The organism is Mesorhizobium sp. LSJC269B00 (genome assembly GCF_000502815.1).
In the GTDB taxonomy this organism is placed as follows: Bacteria; Pseudomonadota; Alphaproteobacteria; order Rhizobiales; family Rhizobiaceae; genus Mesorhizobium.
On record NZ_AYVN01000008.1, the window covers coordinates 65,147 to 78,923 of the forward strand.

11 protein-coding genes are annotated in these 13,777 nt (G+C 62.8%); 7 read left to right on the plus strand and 4 right to left on the minus strand.

Annotation, left to right across the window (positions count from 1 at the left end; all coding sequences use genetic code 11):
• Nucleotides 1–12: 12 nt before the first annotated feature.
• The 3 genes from X771_RS145495 to X771_RS145485 all read left to right on the plus strand — a co-directional run bounded on the left by X771_RS145495 (nt 13) and on the right by X771_RS145485 (nt 5,681).
• Complete coding sequence (locus tag X771_RS145495) at nt 13–1,659, plus strand: acyl-CoA synthetase (protein ID WP_023689028.1); 1,647 nt, start codon at nt 13–15, stop codon at nt 1,657–1,659.
• Nucleotides 1,660–1,903: 244 nt separating this feature from the next.
• Nucleotides 1,904–2,797, plus strand: a complete 894-nt coding sequence (locus X771_RS145490) for a hypothetical protein (RefSeq protein ID WP_023689029.1) — start codon at nt 1,904–1,906, stop codon at nt 2,795–2,797.
• Nucleotides 2,798–3,059: 262 nt separating this feature from the next.
• Nucleotides 3,060–5,681 (plus strand): EAL domain-containing protein, encoded by a 2,622-nt coding sequence (locus tag X771_RS145485; RefSeq protein ID WP_023827696.1) that lies wholly within the window; start codon nt 3,060–3,062, stop codon nt 5,679–5,681.
• A 45-nt stretch (nt 5,682–5,726) separates the two neighbouring features.
• Here X771_RS145485 and X771_RS145480 read toward each other — a convergent pair whose 3' ends face one another.
• From X771_RS145480 to X771_RS145460, 4 genes are all read right to left on the minus strand, one after another.
• The gene (locus tag X771_RS145480) at nt 5,727–7,349 is read right to left on the minus strand and encodes an ABC-F family ATP-binding cassette domain-containing protein (protein WP_023689031.1); all 1,623 of its coding nucleotides are present in this window, start codon (nt 7,347–7,349) and stop codon (nt 5,727–5,729) included.
• Nucleotides 7,350–7,727: 378 nt separating this feature from the next.
• Nucleotides 7,728–8,471, minus strand: a complete 744-nt coding sequence (locus X771_RS145475; RefSeq protein WP_023689032.1) for a 2OG-Fe(II) oxygenase — start codon at nt 8,469–8,471, stop codon at nt 7,728–7,730.
• A 570-nt stretch (nt 8,472–9,041) separates the two neighbouring features.
• Nucleotides 9,042–9,581 (minus strand): hypothetical protein, encoded by a 540-nt coding sequence (locus X771_RS145465; protein WP_023689034.1) that lies wholly within the window; start codon nt 9,579–9,581, stop codon nt 9,042–9,044.
• A gap of 44 nt (nt 9,582–9,625) precedes the next feature.
• Nucleotides 9,626–10,048 carry an OsmC family protein gene (locus X771_RS145460; RefSeq protein ID WP_023689035.1) on the minus strand — a complete coding sequence of 141 codons (423 nt, stop codon included), beginning with the start codon at nt 10,046–10,048 and terminating at the stop codon, nt 9,626–9,628.
• A gap of 200 nt (nt 10,049–10,248) precedes the next feature.
• On the opposite strand from X771_RS145460, the gene X771_RS145455 reads away from it, so the two are divergent.
• From X771_RS145455 to X771_RS145440, 4 genes are all read left to right on the plus strand, one after another.
• Nucleotides 10,249–10,980 carry a 3-keto-5-aminohexanoate cleavage protein gene (locus tag X771_RS145455; RefSeq protein WP_023689036.1) on the plus strand — a complete coding sequence of 244 codons (732 nt, stop codon included), beginning with the start codon at nt 10,249–10,251 and terminating at the stop codon, nt 10,978–10,980.
• A gap of 102 nt (nt 10,981–11,082) precedes the next feature.
• Nucleotides 11,083–11,592 carry an Lrp/AsnC family transcriptional regulator gene (locus X771_RS145450; protein WP_023670324.1) on the plus strand — a complete coding sequence of 170 codons (510 nt, stop codon included), beginning with the start codon at nt 11,083–11,085 and terminating at the stop codon, nt 11,590–11,592.
• Nucleotides 11,589–12,752 (plus strand): saccharopine dehydrogenase family protein, encoded by a 1,164-nt coding sequence (locus X771_RS145445; RefSeq protein ID WP_023689037.1) that lies wholly within the window; start codon nt 11,589–11,591, stop codon nt 12,750–12,752. Before X771_RS145450 ends, X771_RS145445 begins: the two co-directional genes overlap by 4 nt.
• A gap of 108 nt (nt 12,753–12,860) precedes the next feature.
• Nucleotides 12,861–13,649 (plus strand): ABC transporter substrate-binding protein, encoded by a 789-nt coding sequence (locus X771_RS145440; RefSeq protein ID WP_023684789.1) that lies wholly within the window; start codon nt 12,861–12,863, stop codon nt 13,647–13,649.
• Nucleotides 13,650–13,777: the final 128 nt, after the last annotated feature.

Consider the following 13,777-nt stretch of genomic DNA (forward strand, 5'->3'; position numbering starts at 1 on the left):
GGGAGGACCGCCATGAGCAAAATGCCGCGCTATGAGGATGCCGCTCAGCGCTTTCGCATCGAAGATGAGATCGCGCAGTTGTATGGCAACCCTGGAACCGGCATCAATGCCTATGTCGAATGCTGCGGCCGCTACACCGGACAAAACCGGCTGGCGCTGCGCGCGATCTCGGCCGGCGGTGAGCTTCGCGAATTCAGCTTCGACGATCTCGCCGACATGTCGGGGCGCGCCGCCAATGTGCTCAAGGCCGCCGGGGTCGGTGCCGGCGATGTCGTCGCCGGCATGCTGCCGCGCGTCCCCGAACTGGTGGCGCTGATCCTCGGGACATGGCGCATCGGCGCGGTCTACCAGCCGCTGTTCACCGCCTTCGGTCCGAAAGCCATCGAGCACCGCCTCGGCTATAGCGGCGCCAGGATCGTGGTGACCAACCCGGCCAATCGCGGCAAGCTCGACGAGGTCGAGACATCAGCGCAAATCGCCACCATTCTTGGCAATGGCGGTGTGCTACCTGCAGGCGACATCGATTTCCGCGCCGCGCTTGCCGCCGCCTCGCCCGAGTGCCAGCCGGTGATGCGCAAGGGCGACGACTTGTTCATGATGATGTCGACGTCGGGAACGACCGGCCTGCCCAAGGGCGTGCCGGTGCCGCTTCGCGCCCTGCTCGCCTTCGGCGCCTATATGCGCGACGCGATCGGCTTGCTGCCCGACGACATCTTCTGGAACATCGCCGACCCCGGCTGGGCCTACGGCCTCTATTACGCCATCACCGGCCCGTTGCAGCTCGGCATCGCCACGACCTTCTATGAAGGCGCCTTCAACGCCAAGAGCACTTACGACATCATCGAGCGGCTCGGCGTCACCAGCCTTGCCGGCTCGCCGACCGCCTATCGCCTGCTGATGGCGGAAGGCGCGGAAGCTGCGGCCCGCGTCAAAGGCAGACTGCGCGTGGTGAGCAGCGCCGGCGAGCCGCTCAACCCGGAAGTCATCCGCTGGTTCGACGCAAATCTCGCCGCGCCCATTCACGACCATTACGGCCAGACCGAGAACGGCATGATGGTCAACAACCATCATGGGCTCTCGCATGTCGTTCGCGCGGGCTCGGCCGGCTTCGCCATGCCCGGATATCGCATGGTGGTACTGGACGAGGCCGGCAACGAGCTCGGCCCCAACCAGCCCGGCATCCTCGCCGTCGACATCGCGAAGTCGCCGCTGCGCTGGTTCGACGGCTATCACCAGGCGCAAACGCCGGCGATCAGGGGCGGCTACTACCGCACGGGCGACACGGTGGAGTACGAGCCGGACGGTTCGGTCTCCTTCATCGGCCGCGCCGACGATGTCATCACTTCGGCCGGCTATCGCATCGGCCCGTTCGACGTCGAAAGCGCGCTGATCGAGCATCCGGCGGTCAACGAGGCGGCCGTGGTCGGCGTACCCGATCCGCAGCGCACAGAGATCGTCAAGGCCTTCGTCGTGCTGGTGCCGGCTTACAAGGGCAACCCCGACCTCGCCGAAGAGCTTGCCCAGCACGTCAAGAAACGGCTGTCGGCGCACGCCTACCCGCGCGAGGTCGAATTCGTCACCGAGCTGCCGAAGACGCCGAGCGGCAAGATTCAGCGGTTTTTGCTGAGGAAGGCGGAGGTGGAGAAGCGCAAAGGGTGATGTAGGCGCCAATCTCCCCCCTCGAGGGGGAGATGTCGCCGAAGGCGACAGAGGGGGTCGTTGCGCGTGAAGCGCTAACGTCGTCTCGCGCTGCAAAAGGAGTCAGCGCTTCACGCGCGGCGACCCCCTCTGGCCTGCCGGCCATCTCCCCATCAAGGGGAGAGATCTGCAGCTCCACGCCGTCTTTTTTCAGCCCAATGTTGTCATGTATCCTTGGAATCGAACGTAGAGCAGGGTTTATATCATGCGGTGGGTCTGGACGTTTCTGTTTGCGCTGGTGAGCAGCGTGGCTTTCGCGGCCTCGCCGGAGGACGACTATGTCGCCGCGCGTGACAAGGCGATGGCTGATATCGCGGCGCTGAACAGCGCGAACGCGGCAATCGAGACCATCGACGCTGAGAACGAGAAGGCCTTGGCCGATCTCCAGCATCGTCTTGCCGGCATCGTCGGCCCGCTGGCGGTCAAGGACTTTCCGCCAACCGGCACAATCAATATCGAAAGCCTCAGCGACTCCGATATCGGCTATGGCATGCTCGATGGGCTGCGATACACCAAGGACGACGACGGGCCTAGCCTGGTGGCAACGACGCGAGGGCTGCTGGAGCGCTGGCTCCAGTCCAGAACCGCCGAGACCGACGAGAGTTTCAAACTGCCCGTCGGCATCGATGAGGCGCTTAAGCTCGATGCCTTCTACACCCAGGCGATCAACAGCGACGCCGCCTTCGAGGGAACGCTCGACTTTCCATTGAAGAAGCCCGAGGGCGCCGACATCGCCTTCGCACGGCTCGGCGGCTGGACGCAGGACGTCGGGCCGATCTACGAGCAGGAAGTCGTCATTACGCTCGTCAAAGGCAACAGCGTGAGAATTATCGCAGCGCCGGCAGCCCCAGCCGTTCCGAAGATCGCCGCCTGCGACGCCGTGTGGGCTGCTGCGGACGCCGCCGCGCAGAAATTCCAGGAGGCCTACCAGGCATCGGACCTGAAGGACGAAAAAGCGTTCGATTCCTCCAACGCCGCCTGGGACAAGGGCGACAGCGACTACCGGGCCTGCATGGCGCAGCGCCTGCCGACTGACCCGGCTTTCCCGGCGCTGCTCGCCCAGGCGCAGGCGCTGGCCGGTCAAATGGCTGGGAAGTAAGCCTCCCGCAAGGGCCCGCGCGGCAAGATCAGGCGGCTTGTTGCAATCTGAGGCGAATATGACTTCGCCGCTGGGTTGCAGAACGCTGCAACCTGGCGTCCTACTTTCGGACACTCATTCAGATTTCGGCTGGACCCTGGCAGCCAAAAGCTTACCGTTTGTTCTCGGATTCGTCTCGAAGCTCAAACTTAAGCTTTAGCTACTATGGTCGACCGAAGGACTACTGTCCTGGAAAGGTCTTCGGATCGAGTTGGCAGGTGCAATGCTCAATTCCGGCCGGTTGAAACGGGCCGTTTTTTCTTCCGCCAACTTGCCGGCGGCGATTGCCTTTGTCGTGCTTCTCGTCTGCGCCCTGGTTGCCGACCAGAGGAACAGAGAGGTCTCCGATCAGCTGGCGCGCGCCGACGTCCTGGCCAAGGTCAACATCATACGCGCCAAGCTCGAAGGCAACATAGGCGGCAATCTCCAGCTGGTTCAGGGTCTCGTTTCGACAATCGTTACCGAGCCCTATATGGGCCAGCAAAGATTTGCGGCACTCGCCCGTAATCTGTTCGAGCAAAAATCGCAGTTGCGCGATATTGCCGGCGCCCCCGACCTCGTCATCGCGCTGATGTATCCGCTGGAAGGCAATGAAAAAGCCATCGGGCTGGACTACCGCAAGAGCGATACGCAACGCATGGCCGCGCTTCGCGCCCGTGACCAGCGCGCGCTGGTGCTCGCCGGGCCGGTCAAACTGGCGCAAGGCGGACGTGGCTTCATCGGCCGTATCCCGGTCTTCGTGCCGACGGCGGGTGGCGGCGACCGTTTCTGGGGTATCGTCTCGGCCGTGATCGATGTCGATCGGCTCTACGCTGCCAGCGGACTGACCGACCCTGATCTGGATATCGATGTGGCGCTTATCGGCAAGGATGCGCTCGGCGGCGGCGGGGAACTGTTCTTCGGCGGCGATAATGTCGTGTCCGGCAATCCGGTGATGGCAGAGGTGCAATTGCCTTCAGGCTCCTGGCAAATTTCAGCCATACCGAAGGGCGGCTGGCCGACCGCTCCGAAAAATGAGTGGCTGTTGCGTCTGCTCATGGCGCTTGCCGGCGCGCTGGTGGTGCTGCCGATCCTCGTGGCAGGACGTCTTTTCGGTGAGCGGCAGAAAAGTGACGCCGAGTTGAGGCGCCTGTCCCGGCGGCTGGAGCTGGCGTTGGAAGCCTCTGCTATAGGCGTGTGGGAGCACGATACCGTCAGCAACGAACTCGTATGGGACGACCGCATCAACGAAATCTATGGCAAACCCGGCGGCGGCAAGACCCGTAGCTATGACGACTGGGCGCTGGCGATCCATCCCCAAGACTTCGAACGGGCTAAAGCAGATTTCGATTCGGCTGTTGCAACACAAGGCCCCTACTCTTCGCAGTATCGGCTCCTGCGGCCGGACGGCACCATTCGCCATGTGCGCACCCGCGCCAGTTTCTTCCGGGACATCGACGGCACGCCAAAAATGATCGGCGCCGAATGGGATGTGACAGGCGACGTGCTGCTCAACGAGAATCTCGTGCGTGAACGTCGCCTTTCAGAATCGAAAAATGCCGAACTGAACCTGGCCAAAGCCCGCATCGAGCATGTCGCGATGCATGATTCGCTGACCGGTCTGCCCAACCGTCGGTATCTGGACGAGATGCTTGCCGAAAACCGCGAAGCCGACGGCCGTGCGGCGTTGCTGCATCTCGACCTTGACCGGTTCAAGCAGATCAACGACACGCTCGGCCATGCAGCGGGCGATGCATTGCTGGTGCATGCTTCGAAAGTCATCAAGGCCAGCGTCGGCAGTGCCGATTTCGTTGCGCGCATCGGCGGCGACGAGTTTGTCGTGCTGAGCCATGGACGCGACGACAAGGAACTCGCCGCGCTGGCCGACCACATTATCGATGCGATGCGCCAGCCGGTCGACTATCTGGGTCACCAGTGCCGGTTCGGCGTCAGCATCGGCATTGCGGCCAATAGCGGCGTCGATGCAAGGCAGTTGCTTGTCAATGCCGATCTGGCGCTGTACCGGGCGAAAGGCCGCGGCCGCAACCGCTACGAGTTTTTCAACGAAGAGCTGCAGAGCGAGATCGTGCGGACCAAGCAGACCGCCGACGAGATTCTGGGCGGGCTCGAGCGGAACGAATTCATCGTCTACTATCAGCCGCAGTTCGACGCCAAGACGCTGGAGATCGTCGGCGTCGAGGCGCTGTCGCGTTGGGATCATCCGCAACGCGGCATGCTGACCCCCGACGCCTACATCAAGGTGGCTGAAGAACTTAATGTCGTGGCGCTTATCGACCGCACCGTCCTGGAGCAGGCGCTCGATAATTTTGAGCGTTGGTCGCGCAGCCACCTCAACATCCCGCGCGTCTCGGTCAACGTTTCCGCACGGCGCCTGGAAGACAGGGACCTGATCAAGGGTTTGCGCAAGCTTCCGATCAAGGAAGGGACCGTGTCGTTCGAACTGGTGGAGTCGATTTTCCTCGACGAAAACGACGAGCTGGTCAGCTGGAACATCGAACACATCAAGGGGCTCGGCATCGACGTCGAGATCGACGATTTCGGCACCGGGCATGCCTCGATCGTCTCGCTGTTGAAGTTGCGGCCCCGTCGCCTCAAGATCGACCGCCAGCTGGTCACCCCCATCACCAGCTCAACCGCACAGCGGCAGCTTGTGTCGTCCATCATCGACATCGGCAAGTCGCTCGGGATCGAAGTGATCGCCGAGGGCGTCGAGACGATGGAGCACGCGCGCATCCTGAAAGAGCTTGGCTGCGACATCCTGCAAGGCTTCCTGTTCGGCTACCCGATGGATGCCAAAGCCTTCAAGGCCTTCGCGCAGTCGCGCAAATGGCTGGCGGCGAGCTGACAAATCCTGGCTTTGCTGGACGCAAATGCGGACGCAGGACCTGCGTCAGGTCCGCAGCCCCGGCGCCTCGTGCCCGGTCCTCTCCACATATTCGGTATAGCCGCCGCCATAGGTGTGGATGCCTTCTGGCGTCAGTTCCAGCACGCGGTTGGAGAGTGCGGCCAGGAAATGGCGGTCGTGCGAGACGAACAGCATGGTGCCTTCGTATTGCGACAGCGCCGTGATCAGCATCTCCTTGGTCGCGATGTCGAGGTGGTTGGTCGGCTCGTCGAGCACCAGAAGATTGGGCGGATCGAACAGCATCAGCGCCATCACCAGGCGCGCCTTTTCGCCGCCTGACAGAACCCGGCATTTCTTCTCGATCTCGTCGCCGGAAAAGCCGAAGCAGCCGGCGAGTGCCCTGAGCGGCGCCTGGCCGGCTTGCGGAAACGCGTCCTCCAGCGTCTGGAACACGGTGCGTTCGCCCTCCAACACCTCCATGGCGTGCTGGGCGAAATAGCCCATTTTCACACTCGGCCCCCGAGCAACTGTGCCGGCATCCGGGTCAGACGCGCCGGCCACCAGCTTCAGCAGTGTCGACTTGCCGGCGCCGTTGACGCCCATGATGCACCAGCGCTCGCGGCGGCGGACCTGGAAGTCTAGCCCCTCATAGATCGAGCGGCTGCCATAGCCCTTGTGGACGTTCTTCAGCGTCACGACATCCTCGCCGCAGCGCGGCGCCGGCTGAAAATCGAAATTCACGATCTGACGGCGCTTGGGCGGCTCGACACGATCGATCTTGTCGAGCTTCTTCACCCGGCTCTGCACCTGGGCGGCGTGTGACGCCCGCGCCTTGAAGCGCTCGATGAAAGCGATCTCCTTGGCCAGCATGGCCTGCTGGCGCTCGAACTGCGCCTGCTGCTGCTTGTCGGCGATCGCCCGCTGCTGCTGGTAGAATTCGTAATTGCCGGAATAGGCGGTGAGCGAACCGGCGTCGATCTCGACCACCTTGTTGACGATGCGGTTCATGAACTCGCGGTCGTGCGAGGTCATCAGCAGCGCGCCCTCATAACCTTTCAGGAACTGCTCCAGCCAGATCAGGCTTTCGAGATCGAGATGGTTGGACGGTTCGTCGAGCAGCATGACATCGGGCCGCATCAACAGGATGCGGGCCAGCGCCACGCGCATCTTCCAGCCGCCGGACAGTTTGCCGACATCGCCGTCCATCATTTCCTGGCTGAAGCCCAGGCCGTCCAGCACTTCGCGGGCGCGGCCATCGAGCGCATAGCCGTCGAGTTCCTCGAAACGGTGCTGCGCCTCGCCATATTTCTCGATGATCTCATCCATCCGGTCGGCCTGCTCGGGATCGGCCATGGCCGCCTCGAGTTCGGCCATTTCGGCCGCCACGTCGCTGACCGGCCCGGCGCCGTTCATCACTTCGGCCACAGCACTGTGGCCGGCCATGTCGCCGACATCCTGGCTGAAATAGCCGATGGTGACGCCGCGATCGACCTGCACCTGGCCCTCGTCGGGCTGCTCCTGGCCGGTAATCATGCGAAACAAAGTCGTCTTGCCGGCGCCGTTCGGACCGACAAGGCCGATCTTCTCGCCCTTCTGTAGCGAGGCCGAGGCCTCGATGAAGACAAGCTGGCGGCCGTTCTGTTTGCTGATGCTTTCAAGACGGATCATGCGACTGGAAGAACCTTGGAGGATTTTCCCCGGCCCTTACGCGATCGGCCGCGCCAGAGGAAGCGCCCATTTGACGCCGCGCGCAAAAGCCGCTGCGGTCCGCACCTCCAGAATGCAAAACAGCCCGCCGCGCGATTTTGCGCAACGGGCTGTTTTTGAACCAGCTTCTGTACTCAGTTCGGTGCGGGCACTTCCGCTTCTATTGACGGCACCTGCTGGGCGGCGAGCGAGGCGAGCTTGCCCCGTCTGACGAGTGTCGGCTTCTCATAGGATCGTTTCATAAATGCCCCTCTCTTACACAAGCGGAGACTGTTCCGCCGAACTCGCCATGTCAATAAGCAGCGGTAGTGAGGTGCTTTGGCTGTGTCCGACGAATTGTCACTTCGCGTCGTGGAAAATGATCCCCACTGTATGCCGCCTGCCGGAGCGCAGGCGGCTGACGCCGTGCCTGAGGTTGACGCGGTAATGGCCTTTCGTGCCTTGCACCGGGCGGTTGTGGACAGCAAAGATCACCGCATCGCCCCGGGTCAGCGGCACCACTTCGGCACGGCTTTGCATGCGCGGGCGCTGTTCGGTCAGGACGAATTCGCCGCCGGTGAAATCCTCGCCGGGCTGCGACAACAGGATCGCCACCTGCAGGGGAAAAGCGAGATCGCCATAGAGGTCCTGATGGAGGCAGTTGAAGTCGCCGGGGCCATATTGCAGGAGAAGCGGCGTCGGCCGCGTTTGGCCGCTTTCGTGGCAAAGCTGGAGGAAGGCGGCGTGGTCATCGGGATAGCGCTGTGCCACGCCCATGCGTTCGTTCCAGTCGTTGGCGACGCCGGCCAGCCTCGGATAGAGCGCGGTGCGCAGGCCACCGACCAGATCCGGCAGCGGATAGCGGAAATAGCGGTACTCGCCCTTGCCGAAGCCATGGCGGGCCATCACCACATGGCTGCGGAAATGGTCCTCATGCGGATAGAGACCGGCGATCTCGGCGCACTCCTCGGGTGAAAGCAGCGCCGGCATGACGGTGCTGCCGTGGCTGTTCAGGTCGCCGATCAGAGCACTCCAGTCCTGCGCTGCGGCGCGCGCTTCGGCCGAATGGGCTGCGCGTTTGGTGCTTATCGAATGGATGGTCATGGATGCCTCCTTTGCTTGCGGTCAAAGTGGGGCGAACGAGGCGCCTGGGCCACCCGATTCCTGCGACGAACATTGTCATCTGCTGCCGGCAGCGATTAACTGTGTACATGCATCTTTCGATCGAACCGCTAAATGGCGTCAAAGGGCTTCCTCTCGGATCGTCTAAGGCGACTGTCAGATCCTTCTTTTCAGGAGAGCTCAAGGTCTTCCGGCGGAGCCCAACCAGCGTTCCGGCCGACTATTGGCCGGACCTTGGAGTATTCGCCTATTACAAGGCCGATGGCGCACTCGAAGCGCTAGAATTCACCTCGCCTGCGATCTTGGAACTGGGTGGCGCGTCGCTGTTTCCGATTTCCATGGAGGTTGCGCTGAGGTTCTTGAGACAAACCGACCCCAATGTGAAGGTCGAGATCGATAGCGCGATTTCGAATGCTCTCGGCATCAGCATCTGGACAGCCATAGGAAAAGAAGCGGACTCCCAGGTGGAAACACTTTTGCTGTTTGGAGCCGGCTACTACGGCGGATCCTTCTGGGCGATATCCACTGCAGATCGACTGCGTATCGATCGCATCAGACCGGATCGGCACCCTTGCGGCGATACGCCTCCAACTCAGGGTCCAGATCGACCCTCACCGCATTCGTGAACACGCAGGTCGCCACCATGATGCCGGCGAAGGCGACGAGGTTGACCAGCAGTGTGTCGTCATAGCGAGCCTTCAGCGCTGCCCAGATGTCGTTCGGAATGACATTGGCATCGGCGGCGACTGCCTTGCCAAATTCGATCAGCAACGCCTCGTCGGAAGTTGGCTGGATTGCCTCGGGATCAAGGCCACCATCGATCAGCGCGCGGCGGAAGAAGGTAAGCGGTATCTCGGCGCGGCATCTCTCGGAGACCGCCAGCGACAACAGCCAGATGGCGCGGTCGTCGAGCGTGGGCTTGAGCAGATCGCGCAGGGTGAACCATTCGGCATAGATGCGGTGGGCCGCCGGTGAATGCAGCAGGATGCGCTTCATGTTGGTCATGCGCCCGCGCAGGCCAAGTTCCCTGTCGTGCTCGGCGCGGATCTCTTGCGATGCCGAGGCGTAGTCGATCGGCGGGATCATGGCCATGGGACGGTCCTTGGTTGGTGGTAGGGAGGCATTCTGCGAAGCCCTCACCCAAGCGTCGTATGCAATTGCGGCGCGGCGCGCAGCGTGTTGGACACCGTGCAGATCGCCTCGGCGTCCTTGACGATCCGCTGTTTCGTCGCCGCGTCGAGATCGCCTGCAATGTCGAGCCTGATGTTGAGCCTTTCGACGCGCGACGGCTCGTCCTTGGCTTTCTCGCCGCTGACTTCGGCGCGCACCTCGCCAAGCTCGGCGGCAACCCCGAGGCGCGAGGCGGCGATGCGCGCGCTCAGAACCATGCAGGCGGCGAGCGAGGCGTAGAGCAGGTCGAGCGGATTGAAGCCCGGCGCGCTCACGCCGGTGACTACGTCGACCGCGCCGCCGGTCGGCGTCGTGACAGCCGGCAAGCCGCCTGGCTGAAGCGTCGCCGTCGCGCCGGTGACACGGGTCCTGACCTTCAACTCAGCCATCGCAAATCCTTCTGGCCGGCAGTCCGGCAAAGGGGTAAGGATCGCCCGTGGCGTGTCCTGTCCCGCTATATGGTATGTCCTGGGCCGATACCGCAACCTCCGCAGAAGCGGCACCCTGTCACCAATCTTCACCACGCCCGTTCCCTCTCCGCCCTGCCCTGCGGTAGGCTCGCGCGATCCGCAACAGGATCGCGAGAGCCATGATCGTCCAGGCCTGCATCAATGGCGCGCGCGCCGCCGATTTTCACCCCACACTGCCGCTCGACTCCGACGCTATGGCGCGCGACGGGGCGGCTTCGATTGCCGCGGGCGCAGCTGAGCTGCATGTCCATGCCCGCAGCGCGGACCGCCGCGAGAGCCTTGCGCCGGCAGCGATGGATCCGACCATCGCAGGGCTGCGCCGTGCCTGCCCCGGTACGCTGATCGGCGTCTCCACCGGCGCCTGGATCGAGAATGACGATACAAGCACGCTGGTCGCCATCGCCGGCTGGCGCGAATTGCCGGACTATGCCTCCGTCAATCTCAGCGAGGCGGCGGCACCCATCGTCATGGAGAGCCTGCGCCAGCGCGGCATCGGCATCGAGGCGGGTCTGGCCTCGGTCGCCGACGCCGAGCGCCTCGTCAGCCTCGACCATGGCGGGCGCGTGCTGCGCGTCCTGATCGAGATTTCCGAGCAGACGCTAGACGAGGCTTTTGCGGTCGCCGGCGGCATCGAACAGGTCCTGGAGCGCGCCGGCATTCGCCGTGCCATCCTGCTGCATGGCGAGAACGCGACGGTGTGGCCGTTCGTGCGCCGTGCCGCGGATCGCAATTGGTCGACGCGCGTCGGGCTGGAGGATGGGAAGCATCTGCCGGATGGCGCGGCGGCATCCGGCAATGCGGCGCTGACAGCTGCGGCGGTAGCGATGTTCCAATCGATTCGATCAGCGTAGCAACAAACTCACCTCTTGCTGTTATTATAAATATCTCGTAGGCTATTTTCATATCAGGAAGAAATTCCACCACATTTTTCTCCTTTATGAAAGCCTTGCCTTTTGCGTGAGCATCTCGATCAAACCGATCGACGGCTGGTAAAGCTGTTGTCGCAGGATGCCCAGCCCGGTATCAACCGGCTCGCCGAGACGATGGCGATCTCGGTGCCGACGGTGCGCTCAAGGTTGCGCAATCTGCTCGACCGCAACCTCTTGAAGATCGTCGGGCTGCTCAATCTGACCGAACGCCCCGAGCTGATCTCGGCCATTGTCGGCATCAACGCTCAGGGACGTGGCCGCGCCCGGGAACTGGCGCAGCGCATTGCCGAACTGCCTTTCGTCAACTCGGCCTCGGTGGTCACCGGGCGCTTCGACATCATCGTCGACGTGACCGTCGCCGGCGATGTCGCCGACCTCTACCGCATCACCAGCGAGCTGATTCCGGGCGCCGGCATTCCCGGCGAAGTCGTGCGCAGCGAAACCTTCGTCGTCATGGCTTCATGCAACAAATGGGTCAGCCTTCCCGAAGGCTGCTGGTCGGAAGAAACACCGTCACGCAAGGAGCCGGCATGAGAATAGCTGTTCTCGGCGGCCTCGGCCTGCAGGGACGGGCGGCCATCGCCGATCTCGTCGCCAGCGCCGGTGTCGAGGAAGTCGTCTGCGTCGATACGTCGGCTGACGGCCCTGCCCGGCTTGCCGGGCTGACCGACCTTTCCCGCGTGCGTTTCGTCATGCCCGAGGGCGCGATCGGTCCGGCGCTTGCCACCGTGCTGGCGGATGTCGACGCCGCCATCGATCTGTTGCCGCAGCCATTGATGCGCGAGGCGGTGCAGGCCGCGATCGCAACGCGCACGCCGCTGGTCACTACCAATTACGGCAAGGCGATTGCCGATCTGGCGCCGGAGGCTGAACAGGCCGGCGTTTCGATCATGACCGAATGTGGGCTCGATCCCGGCATCGACCTCGTGCTCTATGCGCGCGCTGCAAAGCAGTTCTCTACGATCTCCTCGATCGATTCCTATTGCGGCGGCATCCCCGAACCGAAGGCGATGGCGAAGCCGCTTTGCTACAAGGTAAGCTGGAATTTCGACATGGTTCTGGTCAGCCAGAACCGCGACAGCGTGATGATCGAGCATGGCAAGCGCGTCGAAGTGCCGGCCGGCCGACAGCACGACAATGCCTTCATCCACGAGATCGAGGTCGCGGGCCTCGGCCGGCTGGAAGCTTTCCCCAATGGCGACGCTCTGCACTATGTCGAGATGCTGGCAGCCGCCAAGGGATTGCAACGCTCGGGCCGCTATACGCTGCGCTGGCCGGGATGGTCGGCGTTCTGGGCGCCGCTGAAGGAACTCGGCTTCCTCTCCGAAGATAAGGTGCCCGGCACCGGCGCCAGCCCACGCGAATTTCTCGGCCGTCTGCTCGGCCCGCAACTGCAATATGGCGCCGACGAGAAGGACCTTTGCGTGATGCGCAATGTCTTTTCCGGTTTCGAAGGCGGCCGCGCCAAAACGGTGACGTCGGACCTGATCATCGAACGCGACCTGGCATCAGGCCTGTTCGGCATGAGCCTTGGCGTCGGCTATCCCGCCAGCATCGTGGCGCAGATGCTGGCGCGGCGCGAGATCGCCACACCAGGGCTTTTGAACCCGCTGCTGCATGTGCCAGACGGGCCGTTCTTCGACGAGCTGGCCAGGCGTGGCATCAAGGTTGCCGAGACGGTGGCCTGGGACTGAGGATTTTCGAACGGTGGCTGCCGCCGGCAAACGGTGCCGCCGCTCAAAAAACACCCAAAAGGGTGGAATAACAAAGTGGAACAACAACGATAACAGGAGGAATGCCAAATGAAGATTGCCAAGCTTTTCATCGCCGGACTTGCGCTTGCGGGCCTGACCGCTGCTGCCAGTGCCGGAACGCTCGACGAGATCACCAAGCGCGGCGAACTGCGCGTCGCGGTACAGACGCAAGGACCTCCCTTCTCGCTGGTCGGCGCGGCCGGCGAGCGCACCGGCAGTTCGGTCGAACTCGCCGAACTGATGGCCAAGGAAATGGGCGTCAAGATCACCTTCCTCGACTATGATTGGGACGGGCTGATCCCGGCGCTGCTTTCGGGCAAGGCCGACCTGCTCGTCGCCGACATGACGCCGACGCTGGCGCGCGGCATGAAGGTCGCCTTCACCACACCTTACATGTATACGGGCAGCACCGTCTTCACGAAGGCCGACAGCAAGTTCAAGACAACCGAGGACTGCAAGGCCAAGGGCACCAAGATCGCCGTGCTGTTGGGCGCCACCGGCGAAAAGGAAGCCAAGAACGCCTTCCCGGATGCCGACATCAAGAGCTACAAGGGCGGCGGCCCGCTGCTGCTCGACGCGGTCAACAACGGCCAAGCCGATTGCGGCGTCAACGACGTCTCGGCGGTCAAGGGTCAGTCGACAGCCTATCCCGCCGGCACCTTCACCATCATGCCGGACCTGTTGTCGAAGGAGCCGCTTGCCTTCGCCACCCGCTACGACGAGCCGGACCTGTTGATCTGGATGAACCTGTTCCTCAACCAGGTCAGCATCGACGGCCGCCTGCAGAAGAACCTCGACTACTGGGTCAATTCCGACGCCTGGAAGAAGGATCACTAAGCAGAGGTAAGCAGGGAGTAGTGAGTAGGAAGTAGTGAATGGTGAATGGTGAATGGCCATTCCGGACGCCCTTCACTGCTCACCACTTACTACTCACTACTCCCCATTCACCATTCACAATTCACCGC